The organism is Pseudomonas sp. TMW 2.1634, from assembly GCF_001703595.1.
Lineage (GTDB): Bacteria > Pseudomonadota > Gammaproteobacteria > Pseudomonadales > Pseudomonadaceae > Aquipseudomonas > Aquipseudomonas fragi.
In genome coordinates, this window is record NZ_CP016849.1 from 1,835,646 (window position 1) to 1,861,064 (window position 25,419).

Genomic DNA, 25,419 nt, shown 5'->3' on the forward strand with positions numbered 1-25,419 from the left:
CTGCATTACAACTGGCCCAGCACGGGCGTGCTGACGCTAACGTCGGCGTTCTGGCCGCGGTGACGCAGCAAGTGGTCCATCAGCACGATGGCCATCATGGCTTCGGCAATCGGCGTGGCACGAATGCCCACGCACGGGTCATGACGACCCTTGGTGATCACGTCTACGGGATTGCCGTGCACGTCAATCGAACGCCCCGGGGTGGTGATGCTCGAGGTTGGCTTGAGGGCCAGGTGGGCAACGATCGGCTGGCCCGACGAAATACCGCCCAGGATGCCACCGGCGTTGTTGCTCAGGAAACCTTCAGGGGTCATCTCGTCGCGGTGCTCGGTGCCGCGCTGGGCAACACTGGCGAAACCGGCGCCGATCTCGATGCCCTTGACCGCGTTGATGCTCATCAGTGCATGGGCCAGCTCGGCGTCCAGGCGGTCGAAAATCGGCTCGCCCAGGCCCGGGATCACCCCTTCGGCAACCACGGTGATTTTGGCGCCGACCGAATCCTGGTCACGGCGCAATTGATCCATATAGGCCTCAAGCTCCGGTACTTTGTCCGGGTCGGGGCTGAAAAAGGCATTTTGCTCGACCGACTCCCAGGTCTTGAACGGGATTTCAATCGGGCCCAACTGGCTCATGTAGCCGCGAATCACGATGCCCTGGGTGGCCAGGTACTTTTTCGCGATGGCACCTGCAGCCACACGCATGGCGGTTTCACGCGCCGAGCTGCGACCGCCGCCGCGGTAGTCGCGCTCGCCGTATTTATGGTGGTAGGTGTAATCGGCGTGGGCCGGGCGAAACAGATCCTTGATCGCCGAGTAGTCCTTGGACTTCTGGTCGGTGTTGCGGATCAGCAGGCCAATGGCGCAACCGGTGGTGCGACCTTCAAACACCCCGCTGAGGATTTCGACTTCGTCGGCTTCCTGGCGCTGGGTGGTGTGGCGGCTGGTGCCGGGCTTGCGTCGATCCAGGTCACGCTGCAGATCTTCAAGGGACAGCTCCAGCCCTGGCGGGCAGCCATCAACAATGGCGACCAACGCCGGACCATGGCTTTCGCCAGCGGTGGTGACAGTGAACAGCTTGCCGTAGGTATTGCCGGACATGCAGGGCGCTCCGCGAAATCAGCCGATAAAGTTCAGCCCAGGATCAATTCAAGTCTGGTTGCAGCACAACAGAGGTTGAACAGATCCCAGATAACCAAATGCGCCAGTATACGCAGGCTACCTCTGTAGTTCATCCTCGAACCTTACTCATCCGGGTTTGTCCAACCGGCACATTAGACAATGATGGCGCTATGATGCTGCGAATACTCCTACTAGCACTGACCCTGTTCGGTTTTGGCACCCAGGCCCTGGCGGCTCCCCCTTCCAACGTCCTGCTGCGGCCCATCGAGCTGGATACCGGCTCCGGCACGCTGTATGGCTCGCTGGTTTTGCCCAAGAGTGACAAGCCCGTGCCCGTGGTGCTGATCATTGCAGGCTCCGGCCCGACTGACCGCGATGGCAACAACCCCATGGGTGGACGCAACGATGCCCTGAAAAAACTGGCCTGGCGCTTGGCCCAGAGCAATATCGCCAGCGTGCGCTTCGACAAGCGCGGCATCGCGCAAAGCCAGCCCGCCGGGCCTGACGAGGAAAAACTCAATTTCGATCAGTATGTGGCTGACGCCGTGGCCTGGGGCGAAAAACTCAAAAGCGACCCGCGCTTTGGCAAGGTGTTTGTCCTCGGCCACAGTGAAGGCGCCATGATCGCCAGCCTGGCCGCGCCACAAATCGGTGCTGCCGGGGTGGTTTCCATTGCCGGTACGGGCCGCCCGGTGGGTGTGCTGCTACGTGAGCAGTTGCAACGCAACCATTTGCCACCTGCCCAGCTCAAGCGCAGTTTTGAGCTGATCAGCAGCCTGGAAGCCGGTAAAACCGACGACAACGTGCCCAAGGATCTGCAACTGGTATTCCGCCCCAGCGTGCAGCCGTACATGATCAGCCTGTTGCGCCATGACCCGGCAGCCGCGTTCGCCGCACTGAAAATGCCGGCCATGATCATCCAGGGCACCCACGACATTCAGGTCGATGTCAAGGACGCCCGCCTGCTCAAGGCGGCCAAACCGGATGCCGTGCTCACGCTGATCAATGGCATGAACCATGTGATGCGCATCGTGCCGATGGACATGAAACGCCAGGTTCAGTCCTATAACGATCCCAATCAGCGCCTGGCCGGCGAACTGGGCGATAGAACTGTGCGCTTTATCACGAAAGTGAACGCGGGCCAGCCCTACAGTACGGCGCATAACGGCCGATAAACCGGTGTCGGCCGCCTTGCATTGCTGACATCAGCACAGGATCGAGCCGTTATGAGCGACACCCCATCACAACCCGCCGGGCCCGAGGCACCGGCAGTGCCCGAGGCCCCGCCGCTGCCTTGGGCAGACGTGCAACCCGAGCATTGCCGGATGCTGCGCCTCGCCCCGCTGCCCACTGACCGCAGCACCGGGGCGCGGCCCTTGCGCTTTGTGCAGTTCGCTTTTGCCGAACGCCACAGCAAGGACCTCAGCTTGCTGCGCATGGCCATCACCCTGCCCGGCCAACGCGTGCGCAGCGAGCAAAACCAGCTCGATGTATGGGTCGACCACACCACCCACCATGTGCGTTTCAGCCCTGAGCGTGGCTTGCAGACTGAGCCGGTGAACCGCGGGATCGGCCGTTTTCTGCTGGCGCAGGCGGCATTGTGGGCGCAAAAAAAATGGTCGCACTACCGCGTTGAAGGGATAGACCTGCCCAGCCGGGATGCCCTGAATGAAGACAGCCGTCTGCGTCGCGATCATTTTTTGCGGGTGCAGGGGTTTGATGTGGTGTATGCCGACGCCCTGTTTCTCAAGGCGCGGATCGAAGCCATGCAAGTGGGCGAATTGCTGGACAACTGGAATGGCGAAAAACTTCAGTTCCTCGACGTGCTTGAGACTGCGCAAATGCTCCAGCAGGCCGAACAGAACCTGCAGGAACAAGAGGTAAAACTGCGGGAAAAAGAAGAAAAGCTCGGCAGGTACCAGCGCGAAGAAATGGGCTTGCGCTTTACCATCACCTGCCTGGTGGCCTTTGCGGTATTCCAGGCAGGGTTGTTGATCTGGATTGCGACCCACCGCTAGCCGCAGAAATGGCTATGGGCTGCGCACGACTGTGGGAGCCGGGCTTGCCCGCGATGCCATCACCACGGTTTGTCAGTGAAACCGCAGCACTCCAATCGCGGGCAAGCCCGCTCCCACAAGAGATGTTCCCGCATCAAGCCCTTGTAAATCAGACCCGCGACGCAAACAGCGCCTGATGCTCGCGGCACTGCTCGGCGGTCAGCATGAACACGCCGTGACCACCGCGTTCGAACTCCAGCCAGGCGAAATCGACTTCCGGGTACAGCGACTCGACATGCACCTGGCTGTTGCCCACTTCCACAATCAGCAAGCCCTTTTCAGTCAGATGATCCGCCGCTTCGGCCAGCATCCGGCGCACCAGGTTCAGGCCGTCGTCACCACAGGCCAGGCCCAGTTCCGGCTCATGCTGGTACTCGGCAGGCATGTCGGCGAAGTCTTCAGCATCGACATACGGCGGGTTGGACACGATCAGGTCGAAGCGCTGCCCCGGCAAGCCATCAAAGCCGTCGCCCTGCACGGTATACACACGCTCATCAACACCGTGGCGCTCGATGTTCTGGTTGGCCACTTCAAGGGCCTCGAAGGACAGGTCAGCCAGTACCACTTCAGCGTTCTGGAACTCATAGGCACAGGCGATGCCGATACAGCCCGAACCGGTACACAGGTCAAGAATGCGCGCAGGCTCGGCAGCCAGCCACGGTTCAAAGCGTTTTTCGATCAACTCGCCAATCGGCGAGCGCGGGATCAGCACACGTTCATCAACGATAAACGACATGCCGCAGAACCAGGCCTCACCCAACAGGTAGGCCGTCGGCACGCGCTCTTCGATACGGCGCTTGAGCAGATGCTGCAGGTTGACCAGTTCATCGTCTTCAAGACGGCAGTCCAGATAACTGTCAGCGATTTCCCACGGCAAATTCAGCGCACCCAACACCAATTGACGCGCTTCGTCCCAGGCATTGTCGGTACCATGACCAAAGAACAGCTCTTCCCCATGAAAGTGGCTGACGGCCCAGCGAATATGGTCGCGCAGAGTGCGCAGGCGGGAAGTGATCAATGGTCTTACTCCTCAAAATCGATCGGCGATTCTAACAGCCAAACCCCAACGCGCCAAAGTTGTGGCCGTGGTTACACACCAGCGTGTTTTTAAAAGTAAGACTGTGCGCAAAAAAATGTCAGAATCGTACCAATCTGTACATTTTATGGTGACAGAACAAGTTCTTGACATCGCTGCAGGCCAACAACCACACCGCTTGCACGCGAGGCGATTCACATAAGCGTTCCGCCAGTGGAGAATGTCTCAAAAGCCCCATTCAAAGGAGCCCCCGAATGCCCGCTTTAAAGACGATGTTTCAACTCACAGGTCGTGGTTATGCCGCAGCCAATCTGAGCAATGCCAGCCTGCTGATCATCGATGCACAAAATGAGTACCTGAGCGGGCCACTGGCCCTGTCCGGCATGGACGCGGCCACCGCCAACATCGCCCGTCTGCTTGAAGCTGCGCGCAAGGCCAGGCGCCCGGTCATCCATATCCGTCACCTGGGCACCGTGGGCGGCATGTTCGACCCCCAGGGCGAGCGTGGCGCGTTCATCAAGGGCCTGGAGCCGCAGGGTGATGAGCTGATCATCGAAAAGCGCATGCCCAACGCCTTCAACGACACCGGCCTGCAAAAGGCCCTGGAAAACCTGGGCTCGCTGGATGTCATCGTCTGCGGTTTCATGAGCCACTCCAGCGTCAGCACCACCGTGCGCGCGGCCAAGGACTACGGCTTGCGCTGCACCCTGGTGTCAGACGCCTGCGCCACTCGCGACCTGCCGACTGCAGATGGCATCATCAGCGCCGAGCAAGTGCAAAAAGCCGAAATGGCCATCATGAACGACAACTTTGCCACCCTGACGCTGACCCAACACCTGATTTGATCGGCCCCGGGCCAGGACGGGCGGCCTGTGCAACCGCCCTTCCCTGCCCCTGCTACCCGCAAGCAATTGCCAATTTCACGGCAAGCAGGAACAACCGGCCCAAGTACCGGTCGAAGGGCCGATACCCTTTAAGGAAAGATCGGAATGAAGATCTCCGATGGTTTTGATGCACGGCGCTTGCGCCCCAAGGCCCACCGCGACTGGGGCTCGCGCCTGGTCCTGATGTTTGCCGCACTGTTGATCCTGTGTGGCGTGCTGTTGCTGCTGGCCGGCGCCGCCAGCCTGATTGGCCGCCCGGGAGCCTTGGGCGAGCTTAATGCCAGCCCCGCAGGAGCAGCGCTGGTGCTGGTGTTCGGTGTGCTGGTGAGCTGGCTGGGGGTGTGGATGTGGCGCCGCCGGCGGCGCCTGATGCGCAAGCCGTTTGGCCTGAACATGGCTCCCCACCTGATGAAAAAGCACGACTGACGCATATCCTCCGCCCGATTGTCGTCGACTTGGGTAAACTGGCCGCCCTTCGCGGAGGCTGACATGCAAGACGACGACTTTTCCCTGTTCAAAAACGAGATCCGCGGTGTCAAACCGATCAAGCATGATCGCGCCGACACCGGCAAACCCAAGGCTGACCGTGCGCAGCTGGCCAAATTGCGCCAGAACGCCATTGTGCGCAGCAATACGACCATCATCGACGGCCTGTCAGACCAGTTTGTGATTGATGTAGGCCCCGAAGATCAACTCAGCTGGGCCCGTGACGGCGTGCAAGAAAGCCAGATGCGCAAGCTCAAGCTGGGCCAGATCGCCTTTGAAGGCAGCCTGGACCTGCACGGCATGACCGTCGAAAAGGCCCGCGAGACCCTCTGGGAGTTCCTTGGCGAAGCTGTGCGCCTTGAAGTGCGCTGCGTGCGCGTCACCCACGGCAAGGCCGTGCGCCTGGACGGCAAGCGCCCGATGATCAAGAGCCACGTCAACACCTGGCTGCGCCAGCACTCCCAAGTACTGGGCTTCTGCTCCTGCCAGGCCAAACATGGCGGCGCAGGCGCGGTGTATGTGATGCTCAAACGCACCATGATGGAGGGGCGCGACGAGTAACAGCGTGTCATCACGCTTGCAGCGTCGTGCCAGCCCCCGTACCCTTACTCTTTGCGAAAAATCCCACAGGTAGATTAATGTCCCTGGAACAAAACTACACCGCGATCCTCGGTCAACTCGGCGAAGACGTTTCCCGTGAAGGCCTGCTGGATACGCCAAAGCGTGCCGCCAAAGCCATGCAGTACCTCTGCCGCGGCTATGAGCAAACCCTGGAAGAAGTCACCAACGGTGCCTTGTTCAGCTCTGACAACAGCGAAATGGTGCTGGTCAAGGACATCGAGTTGTACTCGTTGTGCGAACACCACCTGCTGCCGTTTATCGGCAAGGCCCATGTGGCCTATATTCCGAGCGGCAAGGTGCTGGGCCTGTCGAAAGTGGCACGCATTGTCGATATGTACGCCCGTCGCCTGCAGATCCAGGAAAACCTGAGCCGCCAGATCGCCGACGCAGTGATGCAAGTTACCGGCGCCCTGGGCGTTGCCGTGGTGATCGAGGCCAAGCACATGTGCATGATGATGCGCGGTGTCGAGAAGCAGAACTCGTCGATGATCACCTCGGTGATGCTGGGTGAGTTCCGCGAAAACGCCGCCACGCGCAGCGAGTTTCTCAGCCTGATCAAGTAACTGCTGCACCGAAAAGACCGGCGTTTATCGCCGGTTTTTTTTCGCCTGCGCAATTTCAGGTAAGCTGCCCACCTTCTTACTTGCCCATGAGGCTTTTACTGTGTTTATCAAAGCGCTTCGCGTAGGCCTGGGTCAGCTCATCATCGCTGGCGATTTCGTGACCCGTCCAAGCAAAAAGCAGCGCCCTGCCGCCGCTCAGGCACAGGTCGACCAGGCTGCCAAGGGCCTGACCCTGTATCAGTTCCACGCCTGCCCGTTCTGTGTAAAAACCCGCCGCACCCTGCGCCGCCTGAATGTGCCAGTGGCCCTGCGTGACGCGAAGAACAACGAGCAGGACCGCCAGACCCTGCTGGAGCAAGGCGGCAAGATCAAGGTGCCGTGCCTGCGGATTGAAGAAGATGGCAAAACCACCTGGATGTATGAGTCCAAGGTGATCATTGATTACCTGAACCAGCGGTTTGCCAACGTTTAAAGATCACGCCCCCCTTCTGTGGGAGCGGGCTTGCTCGCGATACAGGCGACACAGTTAGACCGGATGGCCTCGTTGAGGCCATCGCGGGCAAGCCCGCTCCCACCCATAAAAAAAAACCGGCTCAAGGCCGGTTTTTTATGGGCGATCAGCTCAATCCAGCATCCCCACATGCCGCGGATGACTGGCCACCCGCGCCAGCCACGCCTGAATGCCTGGATAGCCACCCAGATCAAAGCCGCCCTGATGGGCCACATGGGTATAGGCATACAGCGTCACATCGGCAATCGAGTACTGCTCACCCACCAGATACGGTGTGCGATTGAGCTGCTGCTCCATCACGTCCAGCGCCTTGTACCCGCGTTTTTGCAGCTTGCGGTACTCCTCAAGACGCTCCTGGGGCAGCCCCAGGTAGAACTGGATAAAGCGCGCCACCGCAATGTAAGGCTCATGGCTGTACTGCTCGAAAAACTGCCATTGCAGCACCTGGGTGCGCAAGCGCGGTTCGACCGGCAAAAACTCGCTGCCGTCGGCCAGGTAGTTCAGAATCGCGTTGGATTCCCACAGGCAGGTACCGTCTTCCAGCTCCAGCACCGGCACTTTGCCGTTGGGGTTTTTCGCCAGAAACTCCGGGGTTTCGGTCTCACCCTTGAGGATGTCCACCGCAAACCACTGGTACTCAAGCCCCAGCAAATGCAGCATCAGCTTGATCTTGTAGCAGTTGCCCGAATTGTAATCGCCATAAACCTTGAGCATCGCGCCTCCCTTAGGCCGCCTGGGCCGCCTGGGCCTGACGAATCACATTGGCCAGACGCTTGAGGCCCTCATGCAGGCGCGCCGGGTCGATGTGGCTGAAGTTCAGACGCAGGCTGCCCACGTTCTGGTCCGGGTTGGCGAAGAACGGCTCGCCCGGCATAAAGGCCACGTTCTGTTCCAGCGCAGGCTTGAGCAGAGTGCGGGTATCGAACGGTTGCTTGAGGGTCAGCCAGAAGAACAGCCCGCCCTGCGGCACATGCCAGTCAGCCAGATCCGAGAAGTGTTCCTCCAGCGCCAGCTGGAAACCATCGCGGCGCACGCGGTAGAAATCACGCAGTTCAGCCAGGTGATTGCTCATTTTTTCAGTGCCGATCCACTGCAAGGCCTGCCACTGGCCAACACGGTTGGTGTGCAGGTCAGCCGATTGCTTGAGGCGCAGCAGGTGCGGGAACAGGTCGGGGCTGGCAATCAGGAAGCCAACACGCAGGCCCGGCAACAGGGTCTTGGACACGGTGCCGGTGTAGATCCAGCTGGCTTTTTTCAGGCGGCTGACAATCGGCGTGGCGCTGCCACCGTCGAAGTTCAGCTCGCGGTACGGTTCGTCTTCAATCAGGGTCACACCGAACTCGTCGAGCAAGGCCGCTACGGCGTCGCGCTTGGTTTCGCTGTAACGCACGGCAGACGGGTTCTGGAATGTCGGGATCAGGTAGATAAATGCCGGGCTGTGTTTTTCCAGCTGTACACGCAACGCAGCCAGGTCCGGGCCATCGGCTTGCAGCGGGAACGACAGGCACTCAGCGCCGAACAATTGAAAGATTTGCAGCGCCGCCAGGTAGGTCGGCGCTTCGAGCATGATTTCGGTGCCCTTGTCGATATACAGCTTGGCCGCCAGGTCCAGCGCCTGCTGCGAACCGCTGAGTACCATCACCTGGCTCGCATCGCAATCAACCCCCAGCGCGCGGGCTTCTGCAGCCAGCACTTCACGCAGTGCCGGTTCGCCTTCGCTCATGCCGTACTGGCCCATCGAGGCAGGCATATCGGTCCAGTCGACCTTGGGCAGCATGGCCTCGGCCGGTAGCCCGCCAGCGAAAGACATGACTTCCGGACGTTGGGCCGCAGCCAGAATTTCACGAATCAAAGAGCTTTTCAGGCGGGAAACACGTTCGGAGAAGGCCATACAGATCACCGGTAGCGGAAGTAATTGGAAATAAGTCAAACTGCTTGACCGAAACTACGCCGCGAACCCTAGATACGTCAATATGCTTGACCTTAAAAATCCGACCACTCAGCGCGCTGCCATGGAAGCCTTCTTCTTTGGCTATCAAGCATTTACCGCCAAGGCGGATGAAATGCTGGCACGTCGTGGGTTGAGCCGGGTACACCAGCGTATTGTTTTTTTTATCGCCCACTACCCCGGTGTCAGCGTCAAGGAACTGCTGACCTTGCTCGGCGTGAGCAAGCAGGCCCTCAACACGCCCTTGCGTCAGTTGATCGAAATGGACCTGGTACGCAGCGTTGCGCCCGAGACCGACAAGCGCAAACGCTTGCTGGAGCTGACTGCCGACGGTGTGGCCTTCGAGAAAAACCTGCGCCGCGAACAAGTCAAACTGCTGCAAAGGGTGTTCGCCCAGGCTGGTGAAGACGCGGTAAATGGCTGGCTGGCGATCAACCACGCCCTGGGCCAGAGCCGCCAGCTTTAAAGCAGGGTGCCTGAAGGCACTGGCTGGTTGTGGGAGCGGGCTTGCCCGCGATGCAGGCGCCGCAGTACTCCAGCAGCACCGCAGCGATCCCATCGCGGGCAAGCCCGCTCCCACAAAACACTGGCGCCCACCCATCACTTTCCGAACACAATCTAAAAAAACATTATTTGCTTTTTTTGTATACAAAAGCATAATTCACTTCACTTGCGTTCTTGACCTCAAAGTCAGAAAAACCGTCTCTCGCCTCAACCAGTGCCCTTAAAAACAATAAAAGCCTGAGGAATCACCGTGGACAGCCAAAAGTCAGAAATACCCGTCGTTGAACTTGCATCGCCCTCCTCCCGTGGCTGGCTGGAGCGCCTGTTCAAACTGTCGCTGCATGGCACCACGGTGAAAACCGAACTGATCGCCGGGCTGACCACCTTTATCACCATGGCCTACATCATCTTCGTCAACCCCAACATCATGGCCGATGCCGGTATCGATCATGGTGCGGCCTTCGTCGCCACTTGTATCGCCGCCGCGCTGGGCAGCCTGCTGATGGGGCTTTATGCCAACTGGCCAGTAGGCCTGGCGCCGGGCATGGGACTGAATGCGTTTTTTACCTACACCGTGGTCGGAACTATGGGCTACAGCTGGGAAACGGCACTGGGTGCGGTATTTGTCTCCGGTGTGCTGTTTTTGATTCTGACCCTGTCGCGGGTGCGTGAATGGCTGCTCAACAGCATCCCCGTCAGCCTGCGCTATGCGATGGGCGCGGGGGTGGGGTTGTTTCTGGGGATCATCGGCCTGAAAACCTCGGGCATTATCGTCGACAGCCCGGCCACCCTGATCAAGCTCGGCTCGTTGCGCGACCCCGCGCCGCTGCTGGCGGCGGTGTGCTTTTTGATGATTGCGATACTGAGCTATCACCGTGTGTTCGGCGCCATCCTGATCAGCATCATCGCGGTCACCCTGGCCGGCTGGGGCCTGGACCTGGTGCATTACAACGGCATCCTGTCGGCACCGCCGAGCCTGGCCCCGACGTGGATGGCCATGGACCTCAAGGGTGTGTTCAACATCAGCATGATCAGCGTGGTGCTGGCCTTTTTGTTTGTCCATATGTTTGACACCGCCGGCACCCTGATGGGCGTGGCCCAGCGGGCCGGGCTGGTGAAGGCCGACGGCAGGATCGAAAACCTGTCCCGGGCACTCAAGGCCGATAGCGCCTCCAGCGTGTTCGGCGCCGTGGTCGGCGTACCGCCGGTGACCAGCTATGTCGAAAGTGCCGCCGGCGTTGCTGCAGGCGGGCGAACCGGGCTCACCGCCGTCACCGTGGGCGTGCTGTTTGTGGCCGCGATGTTCTTTGCCCCGCTGGCAGGCATGATCCCCGCTTACGCCACGGCAGGCGCGTTGATTTATGTGGCCATGCTGATGATGGGCGGTATGCAGCACATCAACTGGGAAGAGCCGACCGACTGCATCCCGGCCATTGTGACCATGATCATGATGCCCATGACGTTCTCGGTCGCCGACGGCATTGCCCTGGGTTTTATCAGTTATGTGGCACTCAAGGCGGGCACCGGCAAATACCGGGAAATTTCCGTCAGTCTGTGGGTGCTCTGCGCTATTTTCATCGCCAAGTTTATTTACCTGTAAACCGGGCGGTATCAATCGGCCCTGCAATGACGCGGGGCCTTTGTTGTTTGGGAGGAAGTGATGAGTCTGGAAACCTGGCTGCTGTTCAGCAGCGCGGCATTGGTGGTAATCCTGATTCCGGGGCCACTGTCGTTATTGATGATCAGCAACAGCCTGAACTACGGCTTGCGCCGCTCATATCCGGCCTTTTTAGGCGGGGTGTTTGCCTCGATCTGCCTGCTCAGTGCTTCGGCCCTGGGCCTGGGCGCCTTGCTGCTGGCTTCGGAAAAACTCTTCAGTGCGCTGAAGATCGTCGGGGCGCTGTATCTGTTTTACCTGGCCTGGCAGAGCTGGAAACAATCGCGTCAGCCAGCCACTGTCACCAACGTGCCGGATGCTGCACCCATACCGCGCTTTGGTGCCCTGTTTGGGCGCGCGTTTGTGCTGGGGGCCAGCAACCCGAAGGACATTCTGTTTTTTGCGGCCTTTTTGCCGCAATTTCTCAACCCCGACCTGCCGTTTCTCAACCAGTTGCTGGTGATGATCGCCACCTGGACCGTGCTCGACCTGCTGTGCAAGCTGGCCTACGGCCTGGGGGCCCACGGTGCGGCGGGCTACCTGCGCAGCGGCAAGGGCCAGAGCTGGTTCAACCGGGTTAGCGCCGGGTTGTTCAGCGTAGCGGGCACGGCATCGTTGCTGAGCCGCTAGTTGCATCCAACCCCGTAGCAGCTGCCGAAGGAACGAGGCTGCGTCCGGCGGCGTAGCCGTCGTAGAATCTGAATCCGCGTTCTATCAGTTAAATCGCGGCCTCAGGTTTACGATCGCTTCGCAATCGAACGCAGCCTCGTTCCTTCGGCAACTGCTACAGTTTTACGACAATTCGGCAGACAAAAAAAAGCCCGCAGTGTGAGCGGGCAAATAACCACATGCGCAGATCGAAAACGGTTAGCTACCGCGATAGGTCGAGTAGCTGTACGGCGAAATCAGCAGCGGTACATGGTAGTGATCCTGCTCGGCACTGATGCCGAAACGCAGTACCACCACGTCCAGAAACGCCGGCTCCGGCAATTTCACACCGCGTGCACGGTAGTAATCACCGGCACTGAACTGCACCTGGTAAACCCCGGAACGGTAGGCATCCCCCTCCAGCAACGGCGCGTCACAACGGCCATCGCTATTGGTCAGCGCTGTAGCGACCAACTCCAGCCCCGAACCTTCAACCCGATACAGCTCGACCTTGATCGAGCTGCCCGGGCAGCCGTGTGCGGCATCCAAAACGTGCGTAGTCAAACGTCCCATTGATTCTGCGACCTCCCGAGTCGGTGAATAAAACCGTTGCCGCACCCTTTTGGCGCACCAAAAGGCTCGGCGAAGACACGATTAAGACATTTATCAAAAAAATTGTACACAATTAAAAATGACAATCTGCGCATCCCCATAAACGACGGGGCCTGCACGGCATTAGTCGTCAAAGCCGCAGCCCTTAGAGACCTCGCACCCATAAACTGACCAATCAGGCAGGTTTCTTGCAAGTACTCTTTCAGGACAAATCGTGGTAGAAATAGGAAAATTCAGGGTTACAAATAAAATGTAAAGTTGTATACAATCAGCTCATCGCAGTGACGCCAGGTCTGGCCAATCGACTGTTACCACGAACAATAAGGAAGACTGCAGTGAGCGCTGACTACCCACGCGACCTGATTGGTTACGGCCCAAACCCTCCACATCCGCATTGGCCGGGCAACGCCCGTATCGCCCTGTCTTTTGTACTCAACTACGAAGAAGGCGGCGAGCGCAACATCCTGCACGGTGACAAGGAGTCGGAAGCCTTCCTGTCGGAAATGGTGTCGGCCCAACCGCTGCAGGGCGAGCGCAACATGAGCATGGAGTCGCTGTACGAGTACGGCAGCCGTGCCGGCGTGTGGCGCATCCTCAAGCTGTTTCGCGAGTTCGATATTCCACTTACGGTGTTTGCCGTGGCAATGGCCGCCCAGCGCCACCCGGATGTGATCCGCGCCATGGTCGAGGCCGGGCATGAGATCTGCAGCCACGGCTATCGCTGGATCGACTACCAGTACATGGACGAAGCGCAAGAGCGTGAACACATGCTCGAAGCCATCCGCATCCTCACCGAAATCAGTGGCGAACGCCCACTGGGCTGGTACACCGGCCGCACCGGCCCCAATACCCGGCGCCTGGTGATGGAAGAAGGCGGCTTTTTGTACGACTGCGACACCTATGACGACGACCTGCCCTACTGGGAGCCCAACAACCCCACCGGCAAACCGCACTTGGTAATCCCCTACACCCTGGACACCAATGACATGCGCTTTACCCAGGTGCAGGGCTTCAACACCGGCGAACAGTTCTTCCAGTACCTCAAGGATGCTTTCGATGTGCTGTACGCCGAAGGCGCAGAGTCGCCGAAAATGCTATCCATCGGCCTGCATTGCCGCCTCATTGGCCGCCCTGCGCGTCTCGCCGCGCTCAAGCGTTTTATCGAATACGCCAAGAGTCACGAGCAGGTCTGGTTCACCCGCCGTGTGGACATCGCCCGCCACTGGCACGCCACCCACCCTTTTGTTGCAGAGACCGCCAAATGAGCGCCTTCAAGACCCTCAAGCCTTCACAACTGAGCCGTGAAGCCTTCGTGGCGGCTTTTGCCGATATCTACGAACACTCGCCCTGGGTTGCCGAAAAGGCTTACGACCTGGGCCTGGACAGCAGCGTCGATCAGATCGAAACCCTGCACCAGCGCATGAGTGACATTTTGTTGAGCGCCGATCACGCCAGCCAGCTGGCACTGATCAACGCTCACCCGGACCTGGCCGGCAAAGCAGCCGTCCAGGGCCAACTGACCGAAGCCAGCACCAACGAACAAGCTGGCGCCGGTATTCACCAATGCACGGCCGAAGAGTTCCAGCGCTTCACCGAGCTGAACGAGGCCTACAAAGCCAAGTTCAAGTTTCCCTTCATCATGGCGGTAAAAGGCAGCGACCGGCACCAGATCCTCGCCGCGTTCGAAACCCGCATCCATAACCCGACAGACGTCGAGTTCAAATGCGCGTTGGCAGAAATCAACAAAATCGCCCTGTTCCGATTACTCCAGCTCTAAGCCGAACCGGCATGTGCCGATGACGCATCTCCAGCCACTCATTTAAAGGCAGACAAGAAGAATGAAAGCTTACGCCGTACCTTTCGAGAAGTTCGTCAACCTGGCCGATGCCCGCCTGGGCACCAAAATCGTTTCGGTAACCGATGACTGGTTTGCCGACGCCAACCGCATGTTCCAGCCGACCCCGGCCGTATGGAAGGAGGGCGTTTTCGATGACAACGGCAAGTGGATGGACGGCTGGGAGTCCCGCCGCAAGCGCTTCGAAGGCTATGACAGTGCTGTCATCCGCCTCGGCGTGCCCGGCTCGATCAAGGGTGTGGACATCGACACTTCATTCTTCACCGGCAACTTCCCGCCGTCTGCCTCGCTGGAGGCCTGCTTCCTGGCCTCGGGCGAACCCAATGAAAACACCCAGTGGGTGGAAGTGCTGTCGGCCGTCGAGCTGCAGGGCAACAGCCATCACTACCACGAAATCAGCAACGACCAGGCCTTCAGCCACCTGCGCTTCAACATCTACCCTGATGGCGGCGTAGCACGTCTGCGTGTATACGGCGTACCGTTCCGTGACTGGTCAGCCGTGGGCGACAACGAACAGATCGACCTGGCCGCGGCCCTCAACGGTGGCCGCGCCCTCGCCTGCTCCGACGAACACTTCGGGCGTATGAGCAACATCCTCAACCCGGGCCGTGGCATCAACATGGGCGACGGCTGGGAAACCGCACGTCGTCGTACCCCGGGCAACGACTGGGTCATCGTCGCGCTGGGCCACCCGGGCGAGATCGAGAAAATCATCGTCGACACCCTGCACTTCAAGGGCAACTACCCGGACAGCTGCTCGATCCAGGGCGCGTACGTCAAGGGCGGTACCGACAGCCAGATCGAAACCCAGTCGCTGTTCTGGCGTGAACTGCTGCCGAGCCAAAAAATGGAAATGCACGCAGAACATACCTACAGCGAGCAACTGAAAAACCTCGGCCCGATCACCCACATCCGTCTCAACCTGTTCCCGGACGGTGGTGTAAGCCGCATCCGCGTATTGGGCAAAGTCGCCAAATAAGCGCTGAACCCATCGCGGGCAAGCCCGCTCCCACATTTGAAAGATATTCACCCTGTGGGAGCGGGCCTGCCCGCGATAGCGACAAAACTGACACCACAGAAACCCGAATAAGAAGACCACCATGCGCACATTGATGATTGAACCGCTGACCAAAGAAGCCTTCGCCCCGTTCGGTGACGTGATTGAAACCGATGGCAGCGACCACTTCATGATCAACAACGGTTCGACCATGCGCTTTCATCGTCTGGCCGAGGTCGAAACGGCTACGCCAGAGGACAAGGCGATCATCAGCATTTTCCGCGCAGAAGCGCAGGACATGCCCTTTACCGTACGCATGCTGGAGCGCCATCCGTTGGGCAGCCAGGCTTTTGTTCCGCTGCTCGGCAACCCCTTTCTGATCGTGGTCGCGCCCATTGGCGATGAACCTGTATCGGGCCTGGTCCGCGCCTTTGTCAGTAATGGCAGGCAGGGCATCAATTACCATCGCGGCGTCTGGCACCACCCGGTGCTGACGATCGAAAAGCGGGATGACTTCCTGGTGGTTGATCGCAGTGGCAGCGGCAATAACTGCGATGAGCATTTCTTTAAAGAGGATCAGTTGTTGTTCCTCGCCCCCCACCAATAAGAGAAGGTCCAACACTCACAAAAGAGTGACGGGCAAGAGGTAAAGACTGTGGAAGCACATCTAATGGAATGGCTGAATCTGAGCGTGCGCTGGATTCATATGATCACCGGTGTGGCCTGGATTGGCGCGTCGTTTTATTTCGTCTGGCTGGAAAACAACCTCAACCGGGCCAACCCCAAGGATGGCCTGGCGGGCGATCTGTGGGCGATTCACGGCGGCGGTATCTACCACCTGGAAAAATACAAGCTGGCCCCCCCGACCATGCCGGAAAACCTGCACTGGTTTAAATGGGAAGCCTATTTCACCTGGATGTCAGGCATCGCCCTGCTCTGCCTGGTGTTCTACTTCAACCCCGCGCTGTACCTGATTGCTCCGGGCAGCAGCATGAGCGGCCCCGAAGCCGTGGCCATCGGTATCGGCTCGCTGATTGCCGGCTGGTTCGTTTACGACTTTCTGTGCGACTCCGCCCTGGGCAAGCGCCCGGCGTTGCTCGGTTTCATCCTGTTTGTACTGCTGGTGGCAGCAGCGTTCGGCCTGAGCAAGGTGTTCAGCGGGCGTGGCGCTTACCTGCATGTGGGCGCCATCATCGGCACCATCATGGTCGGTAACGTGTTCCGCATCATCATGCCGGCACAACGTGCCCTGGTCGCGGCAATCAAGGAAGGCCGCAGCCCCGACCCGGCACTGCCGGCCAAGGGCCTGCTGCGCTCGCGCCACAACAACTACTTCACCTTGCCGGTGCTGTTCATCATGATCAGCAACCACTTCCCGAGCACCTACGGCAGCCAGTACAACTGGTTGATCCTGGCCGGGATTGCGGTACTGGCCGTGCTGGTGCGTCACTACTTCAACACCCGTCACGACAGCCACAAATATGCCTGGACCTTGCCGGTCGCAGCCCTGGGCATGATCTGCCTGGCCTACGTTACCGGTCCAAAGCCTGTATCGACAGCGCCAGACACCGCCAAGGTGATCAAGTACCAACCGCTGCCGGAAACCGCCCTGGGCGGGGTCAAGGCCGCCGATGCGCCTGCTCCGGTAACCGCACCCGCAGCCCCCGCAGCAGCCGTGGCCACGGTCGATTTCGAGCAGGTCCACAAGGTCATCCAGGAACGCTGCACAGTCTGCCATTCCGCCACGCCAAGCAGCCCGTTGTTCAGTGCGGCTCCGGCAGGCGTGATGTTCGACACCGCGCAACAGATCCAGCTGATGGCCCCGCGCATTCAGGCCCAGGCCGTCGTCACGCCGATCATGCCACTGGGCAACATCACCCAGATGACCCAGCAGGAACGTGACCTGGTCGGTGCCTGGATCAATGCAGGAGCCCGGACCAACTGACGCAAAGACGTTGCGGGCGCAGCCGTGTTGCGCCCGCAAGTACACACCACCAGCTCACAACAATAAGAATGACCGAGGTGTTGCATGTCCGATTTAACCGAACCGCGCATACCCGCCGTGACCGCCCCGCCGCCGCTGGCGCGGCTACCCATGCTGCAACTGATCCTGGTCGGTTTGCAGCATGTGCTGCTGATGTATGGCGGCGCCGTGGCCGTGCCGCTGATCATCGGACAGGCCGCCGGCCTGAGTCGTGAAGAAATCGCCTTCTTGATCAACGCCGACCTGCTGGTCGCAGGCGTGGCTACCATCGTGCAATCACTGGGCATCGGCCCAATGGGTATCCGCATGCCGGTCATGATGGGCGCCAGTTTTGCCGCCGTTGGCAGCATGGTGGCAATGGCCGGAATGCCGGGTATCGGCCTGACCGGGATCTTCGGCGCGACCATCGCCGCGGGCTTTTTCGGAATGATCATTGCGCCATTTATGTCCAAGGTGGTGCGCTTCTTCCCGCCTCTGGTTACCGGCACGGTCATCACGTCGATCGGCCTGTCGCTGTTCCCGGTTGCGGTCAACTGGGCCGGTGGCGGCAGTGCGGCTGCACAATTCGGCTCACCGGTGTACCTGGCCATCGCGGCCCTGGTGCTGGGTACCATCCTGTTGATCAACCGTTTTATGCGCGGCTTCTGGGTCAATGTGTCGGTGTTGATCGGCATGGCCCTGGGCTATGTGCTTTCCGGCGCCATTGGCATGGTCGACCTCTCCGGCCTGGACAATACGCCGTGGTTCCAGGTTGTCACCCCGTTGCACTTCGGCATGCCAGAGTTTCATTTGGCGCCGATCCTTTCGATGTGCCTGGTGGTGGTGATCATTTTTGTCGAGTCCACCGGGATGTTCCTGGCGCTGGGCAAGATCACTGATCAGGAAGTCACCCCACGCATGCTGCGTCGCGGCTTGTTGTGTGACGCGGGCGCTTCGTTTATCGCCGGTTTTTTTAACACCTTTACCCATTCCTCCTTCGCCCAGAACATTGGCCTGGTGCAGATGACAGGCGTGCGTTGCCGCTCGGTGACGATCATGGCCGGTATCTTCCTGATCACCCTCAGCCTGCTGCCGAAAGCGGCGTATCTGGTGGCCTCGATTCCGCCTGCGGTATTGGGTGGCGCCGCCATTGCCATGTTCGGCATGGTGGCGGCCACCGGGATCAAGATCCTCCAGGAAGCCGACATCGCCGACCGCCGCAATCAGTTGCTGGTGGCCGTGAGCATCGGCATGGGCCTGATCCCGGTGGTGCGCCCCGAGTTCTTCGCCCACCTGCCCCTGTGGATGGACCCCATCACCCACAGCGGCATCGCCATGGCCGCCGTCAGCGCGGTGTGCCTGAACCTGATGTTCAATGTGCTGGGCGGCTCCGAACGCGCAGCCATGAGCGGGCATGTGCATCAGCACTGACCTGTGGGAGCGGGCTTGCTCGCGATCGGATCACCGCGGTTTACCTGAACAACCGCAGTGCCTGAATCGCGAGCAAGCCCGCTCCCACAGATTTGCCAGCATCTGACACAAAACAATAATAAAAGGGAGTTATCCATGAACTGCAAACACTGGGGCGTCACGCTCGCGGGTGGGTTTCTGGCTGCCAGCCAGGCCATGGCCGGGGACCTGTTTTTATGGCAAACCAATAGCCTGACCTACCTGTACGGCAAGAACTTCGCGATCAACCCTTCGATCCAGCAAACCGTTACGTTCGAACATGCCGACAAATGGAAGTACGGGGACAACTTCCTGTTTGTCGACCGCATCTTCTACAACGGCAAGGATGACCCCAATAAAGGCCCACACACCTATTACGGCGAGTTCAGCCCGCGCCTGTCGTTCGGCAAGATTTTCGACCGCAAATTCGAATACGGCCCGATCAAGGACGTGCTGCTGGCCATGACCTACGAGTACGGCGAAGGCGACAGCGAGGCTTACCTGATCGGTCCGGGCTTTGACCTGGCGGTGCCGGGCTTCAACTACTTCACCCTTAATTTCTATCGTCGCCATACCGAGGGGCCGCGCCCTGGCACCGGGGTCTGGCAGATCACCCCGTCGTTTTCCTACACCATCCCCGTGGGCCGCTCCAATGTGTTGATCGACGGTTACATGGACTGGGTGGTGGACAACGATCAGAACTCACGCGGCACCTACCATTCCAACCTGCACTTCAACCCGCAGATCAAATATGACCTGGGCAAGGCCCTGAATGTGGGTGAAAAACAGCTGTATGTCGGGATTGAATACAGCTACTGGAAGGACAAGTACGGCATTGAAAGCAGCAGCCGCCTGGACACCAACCAGAACACCGCCAGCGCCCTGATCAAATTCCACTTCTAAGTAAAGAGTGTGCACGCTCTGTTATTGCTCACTGCGGGCGATAACAGAGCACTTGAGTGAAAACGCCAGAGCCCGTATCCTGCGCGCCCGCTTAAACGCGACGTTATTCAAAGCTGACTTAAAAGCCAACTTTTTGCCTTTATATCAAAGGTTTAAGGCCTACCTGCCGCCCCCTGCACTCAACTGCCAACACACAGTGGAGGGATTATTCATGGCTATAAAACAGGCATGGCCCCGAACTTGCTAAACGCATTAAAGCTGACCGTAAAGGCAACTTTTAACACCCGGAACCAAGGCGCCATTACCGAGCACCACGTTCTCACTACTGCACGACTTTTTATTTTTTGGAGCTAACCGAATGAAGCGCACACTGACCAGCCTGATGCTTGCGGGGAGCATGCTGGGCGGGGCTCCGGCAGTCGCCGGCGACCTGCTGCAATGGCAAACCAACAGCCTGACTTACTTGTACGGCAAAGACTTCCAGGTCAATCCAAAAATTCAGCAAACCATGACCTTCGAGCATGCTGACAGCTGGAAGTACGGTGACAACTTCTTCTTCCTTGACCGTATCTTTTACAACGGCAAGAAAGACGGCAACGTCGGCCCGAACACCTATTACGGTGAATTCACCCCGCGTTTGTCGTTCGGCAAGATCTTCGACCAGAAGTTTGAATTCGGCCCGATCAAGGACGTGCTGCTGGCCATGACTTACGAGTTTGGCGAAGGCGATACCGATGCCTACCTGATCGGCCCGGGTTTCGACCTGAACGTGCCGGGCTTTGACTACTTCCAGTTGAACTTCTACCAGCGCTTCCCGGAAGGCAGCCGCGCCGGCCGAGGCGTGTGGCAGATCACCCCGGTATGGTCCTACACCCTGCCCCTGGGCAACTCCGATGTGCTGATCGACGGCTACATGGACTGGGTGGTCGACAACGACGAGAACTCCCGTGGCACCTACCATGCCAACCTGCACTTCAACCCGCAGGTCAAATACGACCTGGGCAAGGCCCTGAGCTGGAGTGCCAAGCAACTGTACGTCGGTGTGGAATACGACTACTGGAAAAACAAGTACGGCATCGAAGACAGCGGCGCATTCAAAACCAATCAGAACACCACCAGCCTGCTGATCAAGTACCACTTCTGATCCGCCGCTCCCAGGCGCGTCAACGCGTCTGGGGCACCAGCAACAACCCCCGCAGCATCAGGTCCAGGCTGTCCAGCGCAGCGGCCAGACGTTGCGGCGGGTCGTCAGCTTCGGCAATCCAGAACGACGCATCCATCAACCCGCCCTGAATCAGCCGCGCCAGCGCCTCGGGATCGGTGCGTTGAATCACCTCGGTGTCCATCAGGCTTTGCAGCATCGATGCCATCGACAGGCAGCACACCGACTGGGTGTTTTGTACATACTGCGAACCCAGCACCGAAGGCGCATCACGCAAAAGAATGCGCTGCACTTCGACTTGCAGGGCCATTTCCAGATACAGCCGGCATTGATCCTGAAAACCTTGCCACAGGCTCTCCGCCTGCTCAAGCACCTGCGCCAGCTGCGCATCCAGCTCGGCATCGATCTGCTGGGCCACGGCCTTGAACAACCCCTTCTTGTCACCAAAATGGTGATACAGCGCGCCACGGGTCAACCCCACCGAGGCGGTCAATTCGTCCATCGACGTTCGGGCATAGCCCACTGAACTGAAAGCCAGACGGGCAGCTTCAAGCAGCTTGCCACGGGTTTCTTCAATCATTTGCGACCGCGCTTTGGGCGCCATGCCTGTCACCTTTATTTTTGGATACGCGACGTATGTTAATTGACATACGCCGTGTATGCGTATATTTCTACATACGCTGCGTATGTGATTACCGGCACTCACACATTCCCGTAGCAGCTGCCGAAGGCTGCGTTCGGCGACGCAGTCGTCGTAAAACCAGTGAATGCGGATACTCAGGAAAACCGCATTCACCGGTTTTACGGTTGCTTCGCAACCGAACGCAGCCTTCGGCAGCTGCTACAAGAGCAACCCCCAACACTGTTCCGGAGCTTGTATGGCCAACCCCTATCGCGAGATTTTCAGCGCCCCCGGCACCAAGGCTTTCAGCGGTGCGGGCCTGATCGCACGGATGCCGATCTCAATGGTCGGCATCGGTATCATCACCATGCTGGCACAACTGCAAGGCTCCTATTGGCTCGCCGGCGGCGTAGCCGCCACCTTCGCCCTGGCCACGGCCCTGCTGGCGCCGCAGATTTCGCGCTGGGTCGACCGCTACGGCCAGAGCCGCATCCTGCCCGGCGTCACCGCCATTGGCGTCAGCGGTCTGCTGGCCCTGCTGCTGTGCAGCCATTTTGCCGCGCCCGACTGGACCCTGTTTGTGTTTGCCGCACTGTCAGGCTGCATGCCCAGCATGTCGGCGATGGTGCGGGCACGCTGGACCGAGCTGTACCGCGGCTCGCCCAAACTGCACACGGCGTTCTCGTTCGAGTCGGTACTCGATGAAGTGAGCTTTATTATCGGCCCGCCGATTTCCGTGGGCCTGAGCGTCGCGCTGTTCCCCCAGGCCGGGCCACTGGCGGCAGCCATCCTGCTAGCCATTGGCGTCAGCGTGTTTGTGCTGCAACGTAACACCGAGCCACCGGTACACCCGCGCAGCAGCGAGCACCACGGCACGGTTTTGCGCCAGGGCGCGGTGGTGGTCTTGCTGTTGGCCCTGCTGGGGTTGGGCACGATTGTCGGTACGGTGGATGTGGTCAGCGTGGCCTTTGCCCAGCATCAGGGCCAACCGGCTGCCGCCAGCATCGTGCTGTCGATGTACGCCCTGGGGTCGTGCGCTGCCGGGCTGGTGTTCGGCATGCTCAAGTTGAACATGCCGCTGCCCAGGCTGTTTGTGCTCGGCGCACTGGCCACGTCCATCACGATGGTACCGCTGCTGTGGGCCGACAGCATCGCCACGCTGGCCGTCGGCATGCTGGTGGCAGGGCTGTTCTTCGCCCCGACCCTGATCACCGCGATGGGCCTGGTGGAAAACATCGTCCCGCCGGCCAAACTGACCGAGGGCCTGACCTGGATGATCACCGGCCTGGGCATGGGTGTCGCCCTGGGCGCGGTGCTCGGCGGCTGGGTGGTGGACGCGTACGGCGCCCAAGCCGGCTTCACCGTGTCTTTGGCAGCTGGCGGCATCATGTTGCTGTTCGCCGTGCTCGGCTACCGCCTGCTGCAAGACAGCACCCTGCCCCGCGCCGCCTGCGCCTAAGCCTTGATGGCGTGCCAGACCTTGCTTGCAACGGACACCACCGCCAGCACCACCGCGCCGGCAATGATGCCGGCGACGGCGTTGAGCAGGGTCGGCACGATGGCCGAGACCACGCCCAGCCATTGCGCGCTGTCTTGTGCCACGCCTTCAACCCAGTGATGCAACGGCGGCACACCGTGGGTGAGGATGCCGCCGCCGACCATAAACATGGCCGCTGTGCCGATCACGGTCAGGCTTTTCATCATGTATGGGGCGGCATTCAACACACCGCGGCCAAAACTGCGCTGGAACCGTGGCCAGGCCCCGTCGCCGGTTTTTTTGCTCAGGTACAGGCCGCCATCGTCGAGTTTGACAATGCCCCCCACCACGCCATACACCCCGACCGTCATCACAATGGCAATGCCCGACAACACCACCACCTGCTGCATCAACGGTGAGTCGGAGACGATCCCCAGGGTGATGGCAATAATTTCGGCGGACAGAATAAAGTCCGTGCGAATGGCGCCCTTGACCTTGTCCTTTTCATACGCCGCCACATCCACATCAGCACCGGCCAGCGACTCCTGCAGGGCCTGGCGCTGGCTTTGGGCATCGGCCTTGTTGTGGGTCAGGCTGTGGGCGACCTTCTCGAACCCCTCGAAACACAGATAAGCACCACCCACCATCAACAGCGGCGTGACCGCCCACGGTGCAAAGGCACTGATGGCCAGCGCCGCAGGGACCAAAATCGCCTTGTTGCGAAACGACCCCTTGGCTACGGCCCACACCACCGGCAACTCCCGGTCGGCGCGCACGCCCGAGACCTGCTGGGCATTGAGTGCAAGGTCGTCACCCAGCACACCGGCGGTTTTTTTGGCGGCCACTTTGGTCATCAGTGCGACGTCATCGAGCACGGCGGCGATATCGTCGAGCAACATCAGCAGGCTACTGCCAGCCATAAGAAAACGTCCTTTAAGATTGAATGGCCACAAGCATAGCGCGTGCCGGCCGCAAAGCTGCAATCTTGAGCCGCTTGCAAGCCCGGTGCTACCATGCCCCACCGCCCCAGCCGGCAAGGACATATCGGGTTTATGAGCAGTATCCGCGAGCGTAACAAAGAACTGATTTTGCGTGCCGCCAGTGAGGAATTCGCTGACAAGGGTTTCGCCGCCAGCAAAACCAGCGACATCGCGGCCAAGGCCGGCGTGCCCAAGCCCAACGTCTACTATTATTTCAAATCCAAGGAAAACCTCTATCGCGAGGTGCTTGAGAGCATTATCGAGCCGATTCTGCGGGCATCGACGCCGTTCAATGCCGATGGCGAACCCAACGAAGTGCTGAGCAACTACATCCGCTCAAAAATCCTGATTTCCCGCGACCTGCCGTTTGCCTCCAAAGTGTTCGCCAGTGAAATCATGCACGGCGCCCCGCACCTGAGCGAAAAACAGGTCGAACAGCTCAACGGCCAGGCCCAGCACAATATCGCCTGCATCCAGACCTGGATCGACCGTGGCCAGATCGCCGCCATTGACCCTCATCACCTGATGTTCAGCATCTGGGCCGCGACCCAGACCTACGCCGACTTTGACTGGCAGATCTCGGCCATTACCGGCAAGGCCAAACTCGACGACAGCGACTACGAAGCGGCTACACAGACCATTATCCGATTGGTGCTCAAGGGTTGCACGCCTGACTGAAGGCCTGCACAAAACCTGTGGGAGCGGGCTTGCTCGCGATAGTATCGACGCGGCTTAACAGGCACACCGTAGCGCCTGAATCGCAGGCAAGCCAGCTCCCACAGACAGCAAAGGCCTGTGGTCAGACCACCACACCCGCATCCGCCCGCAAGCCCAGCACCTCGATCGCGCTGATCGCACATTGTTCGTCGATATCCGAGGTATCACCGCTGATACCCACTGCGCCAATCACCTGCCCCGCCTCATCACGGATCAACACCCCGCCCGGCGCCGGTACCACGTCGCTCTGACCCATACCGTTAAGTGCCGCAAAAAATGCCGGACGCTGTTGCGCGTCCAGCGCCAGCAAACGCGAACCCTTACCCAGTGCAATCGCACCCCAGGCCTTGCCTATCGCAATGCTCGGGCGCAGCAGGCTGGCCCCGTCTTCGCGCTGCAACGCCAGCAAATGCCCGCCACTGTCGAGCACCACCACCGTCAACGGCGCGGCATTGATCTGACGCCCGATGCTCAAGGCCCGGGCGGTCAGTTCTAAAGCGACTTTCAAGGTTAAAGCACTCATGGTTGCCATCCTTATCTTGTTATGGAAAGCCTTCTGCACACCTCGAAAGGCGCACCGGATAACAATAATAGAACACAATACAAATGCACTTTGTATACAATTTTTAGCTGCCTAAAAATTAAATAT

Annotated in this window: 28 protein-coding genes; 20 read left to right on the forward strand and 8 right to left on the reverse strand. The window is 59.5% G+C overall.

The annotated features are described in order from the left end of the window. Window positions 1-5: 5 nt before the first annotated feature. Window positions 6-1,097, reverse strand: coding sequence for a chorismate synthase (gene aroC / locus BFC21_RS08775; protein WP_088377685.1), 1,092 nt, complete (start codon window positions 1,095-1,097; stop codon window positions 6-8). Between the two features lie 191 nt (window positions 1,098-1,288). On the opposite strand from aroC, the gene BFC21_RS08780 reads away from it, so the two are divergent. Then, the gene (locus tag BFC21_RS08780) at window positions 1,289-2,293 is read left to right on the forward strand and encodes an alpha/beta hydrolase (RefSeq protein ID WP_095003473.1); all 1,005 of its coding nucleotides are present in this window, start codon (window positions 1,289-1,291) and stop codon (window positions 2,291-2,293) included. Between the two features lie 51 nt (window positions 2,294-2,344). Beyond that, window positions 2,345-3,136 carry a hypothetical protein gene (locus BFC21_RS08785; protein ID WP_088377686.1) on the forward strand — a complete coding sequence of 264 codons (792 nt, stop codon included), beginning with the start codon at window positions 2,345-2,347 and terminating at the stop codon, window positions 3,134-3,136. Window positions 3,137-3,284: 148 nt separating this feature from the next. Here the strand turns inward: BFC21_RS08785 and prmB are convergent, their stop codons facing one another. Beyond that, window positions 3,285-4,193, reverse strand: coding sequence for a 50S ribosomal protein L3 N(5)-glutamine methyltransferase (prmB, locus tag BFC21_RS08790; protein ID WP_016781487.1), 909 nt, complete (start codon window positions 4,191-4,193; stop codon window positions 3,285-3,287). Between the two features lie 272 nt (window positions 4,194-4,465). On the opposite strand from prmB, the gene BFC21_RS08795 reads away from it, so the two are divergent. The 5 genes from BFC21_RS08795 (at window position 4,466) to BFC21_RS08815 (ending at window position 7,237) form a co-directional block, all read left to right on the forward strand. Next, window positions 4,466-5,056, forward strand: a complete 591-nt coding sequence (locus tag BFC21_RS08795; protein ID WP_088377687.1) for a cysteine hydrolase family protein — start codon at window positions 4,466-4,468, stop codon at window positions 5,054-5,056. A gap of 144 nt (window positions 5,057-5,200) precedes the next feature. Beyond that, the gene (locus BFC21_RS08800) at window positions 5,201-5,521 is read left to right on the forward strand and encodes a hypothetical protein (RefSeq protein WP_088377688.1); all 321 of its coding nucleotides are present in this window, start codon (window positions 5,201-5,203) and stop codon (window positions 5,519-5,521) included. A gap of 63 nt (window positions 5,522-5,584) precedes the next feature. Further along, the gene (locus tag BFC21_RS08805; RefSeq protein ID WP_016781490.1) at window positions 5,585-6,142 is read left to right on the forward strand and encodes a Smr/MutS family protein; all 558 of its coding nucleotides are present in this window, start codon (window positions 5,585-5,587) and stop codon (window positions 6,140-6,142) included. Between the two features lie 77 nt (window positions 6,143-6,219). Continuing rightward, window positions 6,220-6,765, forward strand: coding sequence for a GTP cyclohydrolase I FolE (gene folE / locus BFC21_RS08810; RefSeq protein WP_003442011.1), 546 nt, complete (start codon window positions 6,220-6,222; stop codon window positions 6,763-6,765). Between the two features lie 100 nt (window positions 6,766-6,865). Next, window positions 6,866-7,237 carry a glutathione S-transferase N-terminal domain-containing protein gene (locus tag BFC21_RS08815; RefSeq protein ID WP_095003471.1) on the forward strand — a complete coding sequence of 124 codons (372 nt, stop codon included), beginning with the start codon at window positions 6,866-6,868 and terminating at the stop codon, window positions 7,235-7,237. Between the two features lie 150 nt (window positions 7,238-7,387). On the opposite strand, the gene BFC21_RS08820 is transcribed toward BFC21_RS08815, so the two are convergent. Continuing rightward, window positions 7,388-7,990, reverse strand: a complete 603-nt coding sequence (locus BFC21_RS08820; protein WP_120265983.1) for a glutathione S-transferase family protein — start codon at window positions 7,988-7,990, stop codon at window positions 7,388-7,390. A 10-nt stretch (window positions 7,991-8,000) separates the two neighbouring features. Further along, entirely contained in the window at window positions 8,001-9,167 is a 1,167-nt protein-coding gene (locus tag BFC21_RS08825; RefSeq protein WP_016781493.1) for a PLP-dependent aminotransferase family protein, read from the reverse strand. Between the two features lie 82 nt (window positions 9,168-9,249). On the opposite strand from BFC21_RS08825, the gene BFC21_RS08830 reads away from it, so the two are divergent. From BFC21_RS08830 to BFC21_RS08845, 3 genes are all read left to right on the forward strand, one after another. Then, window positions 9,250-9,690 (forward strand): MarR family winged helix-turn-helix transcriptional regulator, encoded by a 441-nt coding sequence (locus tag BFC21_RS08830; RefSeq protein ID WP_088377689.1) that lies wholly within the window; start codon window positions 9,250-9,252, stop codon window positions 9,688-9,690. A gap of 288 nt (window positions 9,691-9,978) precedes the next feature. Then, on the forward strand, window positions 9,979-11,328 hold the full coding sequence (locus tag BFC21_RS08840) for an NCS2 family permease (RefSeq protein WP_088377690.1): 1,350 nt from the start codon (window positions 9,979-9,981) through the stop codon (window positions 11,326-11,328). 60 nt (window positions 11,329-11,388) lie between these two features. Continuing rightward, a complete protein-coding gene (locus tag BFC21_RS08845; RefSeq protein ID WP_016781496.1) occupies window positions 11,389-12,015 on the forward strand; it encodes a LysE family translocator in 627 nt (208 codons plus the stop codon). A gap of 237 nt (window positions 12,016-12,252) precedes the next feature. Here the strand turns inward: BFC21_RS08845 and uraH are convergent, their stop codons facing one another. Next, a complete protein-coding gene (gene uraH / locus BFC21_RS08850; protein ID WP_016781497.1) occupies window positions 12,253-12,606 on the reverse strand; it encodes a hydroxyisourate hydrolase in 354 nt (117 codons plus the stop codon). A gap of 374 nt (window positions 12,607-12,980) precedes the next feature. On the opposite strand from uraH, the gene puuE reads away from it, so the two are divergent. The 8 genes from puuE to BFC21_RS08890 all read left to right on the forward strand — a co-directional run bounded on the left by puuE (window position 12,981) and on the right by BFC21_RS08890 (window position 20,956). Next, window positions 12,981-13,910, forward strand: coding sequence for an allantoinase PuuE (gene puuE, locus BFC21_RS08855; protein WP_086797827.1), 930 nt, complete (start codon window positions 12,981-12,983; stop codon window positions 13,908-13,910). Then, window positions 13,907-14,422 carry a 2-oxo-4-hydroxy-4-carboxy-5-ureidoimidazoline decarboxylase gene (uraD, locus tag BFC21_RS08860; RefSeq protein WP_088377691.1) on the forward strand — a complete coding sequence of 172 codons (516 nt, stop codon included), beginning with the start codon at window positions 13,907-13,909 and terminating at the stop codon, window positions 14,420-14,422. Before puuE ends, uraD begins: the two co-directional genes overlap by 4 nt. Window positions 14,423-14,483: 61 nt before the next feature. Next, a complete protein-coding gene (gene alc / locus BFC21_RS08865; RefSeq protein WP_088377692.1) occupies window positions 14,484-15,479 on the forward strand; it encodes an allantoicase in 996 nt (331 codons plus the stop codon). 121 nt (window positions 15,480-15,600) lie between these two features. Then, on the forward strand, window positions 15,601-16,104 hold the full coding sequence (locus BFC21_RS08870) for an ureidoglycolate lyase (RefSeq protein WP_088377693.1): 504 nt from the start codon (window positions 15,601-15,603) through the stop codon (window positions 16,102-16,104). A 48-nt stretch (window positions 16,105-16,152) separates the two neighbouring features. Continuing rightward, a complete protein-coding gene (locus BFC21_RS08875; RefSeq protein WP_088377694.1) occupies window positions 16,153-17,442 on the forward strand; it encodes a urate hydroxylase PuuD in 1,290 nt (429 codons plus the stop codon). Window positions 17,443-17,526: 84 nt separating this feature from the next. Beyond that, window positions 17,527-18,891 (forward strand): nucleobase:cation symporter-2 family protein, encoded by a 1,365-nt coding sequence (locus tag BFC21_RS08880; protein ID WP_029611490.1) that lies wholly within the window; start codon window positions 17,527-17,529, stop codon window positions 18,889-18,891. Window positions 18,892-19,026: 135 nt separating this feature from the next. After that, a complete protein-coding gene (locus BFC21_RS08885; protein WP_095003464.1) occupies window positions 19,027-19,812 on the forward strand; it encodes an outer membrane protein OmpK in 786 nt (261 codons plus the stop codon). 358 nt (window positions 19,813-20,170) lie between these two features. Further along, on the forward strand, window positions 20,171-20,956 hold the full coding sequence (locus BFC21_RS08890; protein ID WP_086797835.1) for an outer membrane protein OmpK: 786 nt from the start codon (window positions 20,171-20,173) through the stop codon (window positions 20,954-20,956). A gap of 19 nt (window positions 20,957-20,975) precedes the next feature. Here the strand turns inward: BFC21_RS08890 and BFC21_RS08895 are convergent, their stop codons facing one another. Next, window positions 20,976-21,578: a TetR/AcrR family transcriptional regulator gene (locus tag BFC21_RS08895; RefSeq protein ID WP_095003463.1), complete on the reverse strand. Its 603-nt coding sequence runs from the start codon at window positions 21,576-21,578 to the stop codon at window positions 20,976-20,978. A gap of 274 nt (window positions 21,579-21,852) precedes the next feature. On the opposite strand from BFC21_RS08895, the gene BFC21_RS08900 reads away from it, so the two are divergent. Further along, window positions 21,853-23,055: an MFS transporter gene (locus tag BFC21_RS08900; RefSeq protein ID WP_088377697.1), complete on the forward strand. Its 1,203-nt coding sequence runs from the start codon at window positions 21,853-21,855 to the stop codon at window positions 23,053-23,055. On the opposite strand, the gene BFC21_RS08905 is transcribed toward BFC21_RS08900, so the two are convergent. Continuing rightward, window positions 23,052-23,993, reverse strand: a complete 942-nt coding sequence (locus tag BFC21_RS08905) for a DUF808 domain-containing protein (RefSeq protein ID WP_088377698.1) — start codon at window positions 23,991-23,993, stop codon at window positions 23,052-23,054. The two genes, BFC21_RS08900 and BFC21_RS08905, sit on opposite strands and share 4 nt — an antisense overlap. Before the next feature lie 132 nt (window positions 23,994-24,125). Between BFC21_RS08905 and BFC21_RS08910 the strand changes: the two genes are divergently transcribed. Then, complete coding sequence (locus tag BFC21_RS08910) at window positions 24,126-24,731, forward strand: TetR/AcrR family transcriptional regulator (RefSeq protein ID WP_016781509.1); 606 nt, start codon at window positions 24,126-24,128, stop codon at window positions 24,729-24,731. Window positions 24,732-24,852: 121 nt separating this feature from the next. On the opposite strand, the gene BFC21_RS08915 is transcribed toward BFC21_RS08910, so the two are convergent. Then, a complete protein-coding gene (locus BFC21_RS08915) occupies window positions 24,853-25,293 on the reverse strand; it encodes a heme-binding protein (protein ID WP_088377699.1) in 441 nt (146 codons plus the stop codon). Between the last annotated feature and the right edge of the window lie 126 nt (window positions 25,294-25,419).

What these genes read in the sequence shown, in the direction of transcription:
- BFC21_RS08910 (WP_016781509.1), top strand. Translation starts at nt 24,126, where the DNA reads ATGAGCAGTATCCGCGAGCGTAACAAAGAACTGATTTTGCGTGCCGCC.
- BFC21_RS08915 (WP_088377699.1), bottom strand. Translation starts at nt 25,293, where the DNA reads ATGAGTGCTTTAACCTTGAAAGTCGCTTTAGAACTGACCGCCCGGGCC.
- BFC21_RS08805 (WP_016781490.1), top strand. Translation starts at nt 5,585, where the DNA reads ATGCAAGACGACGACTTTTCCCTGTTCAAAAACGAGATCCGCGGTGTC.
- BFC21_RS08900 (WP_088377697.1), top strand. Translation starts at nt 21,853, where the DNA reads ATGGCCAACCCCTATCGCGAGATTTTCAGCGCCCCCGGCACCAAGGCT.
- alc (WP_088377692.1), top strand. Translation starts at nt 14,484, where the DNA reads ATGAAAGCTTACGCCGTACCTTTCGAGAAGTTCGTCAACCTGGCCGAT.
- BFC21_RS08885 (WP_095003464.1), top strand. Translation starts at nt 19,027, where the DNA reads ATGAACTGCAAACACTGGGGCGTCACGCTCGCGGGTGGGTTTCTGGCT.
- aroC (WP_088377685.1), bottom strand. Translation starts at nt 1,097, where the DNA reads ATGTCCGGCAATACCTACGGCAAGCTGTTCACTGTCACCACCGCTGGC.
- uraH (WP_016781497.1), bottom strand. Translation starts at nt 12,606, where the DNA reads ATGGGACGTTTGACTACGCACGTTTTGGATGCCGCACACGGCTGCCCG.
- BFC21_RS08825 (WP_016781493.1), bottom strand. Translation starts at nt 9,167, where the DNA reads ATGGCCTTCTCCGAACGTGTTTCCCGCCTGAAAAGCTCTTTGATTCGT.
- BFC21_RS08890 (WP_086797835.1), top strand. Translation starts at nt 20,171, where the DNA reads ATGAAGCGCACACTGACCAGCCTGATGCTTGCGGGGAGCATGCTGGGC.
- BFC21_RS08830 (WP_088377689.1), top strand. Translation starts at nt 9,250, where the DNA reads ATGCTTGACCTTAAAAATCCGACCACTCAGCGCGCTGCCATGGAAGCC.
- folE (WP_003442011.1), top strand. Translation starts at nt 6,220, where the DNA reads ATGTCCCTGGAACAAAACTACACCGCGATCCTCGGTCAACTCGGCGAA.
- BFC21_RS08895 (WP_095003463.1), bottom strand. Translation starts at nt 21,578, where the DNA reads ATGGCGCCCAAAGCGCGGTCGCAAATGATTGAAGAAACCCGTGGCAAG.
- uraD (WP_088377691.1), top strand. Translation starts at nt 13,907, where the DNA reads ATGAGCGCCTTCAAGACCCTCAAGCCTTCACAACTGAGCCGTGAAGCC.
- BFC21_RS08780 (WP_095003473.1), top strand. Translation starts at nt 1,289, where the DNA reads ATGATGCTGCGAATACTCCTACTAGCACTGACCCTGTTCGGTTTTGGC.
- BFC21_RS08785 (WP_088377686.1), top strand. Translation starts at nt 2,345, where the DNA reads ATGAGCGACACCCCATCACAACCCGCCGGGCCCGAGGCACCGGCAGTG.
- BFC21_RS08820 (WP_120265983.1), bottom strand. Translation starts at nt 7,990, where the DNA reads ATGCTCAAGGTTTATGGCGATTACAATTCGGGCAACTGCTACAAGATC.
- BFC21_RS08870 (WP_088377693.1), top strand. Translation starts at nt 15,601, where the DNA reads ATGCGCACATTGATGATTGAACCGCTGACCAAAGAAGCCTTCGCCCCG.
- BFC21_RS08880 (WP_029611490.1), top strand. Translation starts at nt 17,527, where the DNA reads ATGTCCGATTTAACCGAACCGCGCATACCCGCCGTGACCGCCCCGCCG.
- BFC21_RS08845 (WP_016781496.1), top strand. Translation starts at nt 11,389, where the DNA reads ATGAGTCTGGAAACCTGGCTGCTGTTCAGCAGCGCGGCATTGGTGGTA.
- BFC21_RS08795 (WP_088377687.1), top strand. Translation starts at nt 4,466, where the DNA reads ATGCCCGCTTTAAAGACGATGTTTCAACTCACAGGTCGTGGTTATGCC.
- BFC21_RS08800 (WP_088377688.1), top strand. Translation starts at nt 5,201, where the DNA reads ATGAAGATCTCCGATGGTTTTGATGCACGGCGCTTGCGCCCCAAGGCC.
- BFC21_RS08905 (WP_088377698.1), bottom strand. Translation starts at nt 23,993, where the DNA reads ATGGCTGGCAGTAGCCTGCTGATGTTGCTCGACGATATCGCCGCCGTG.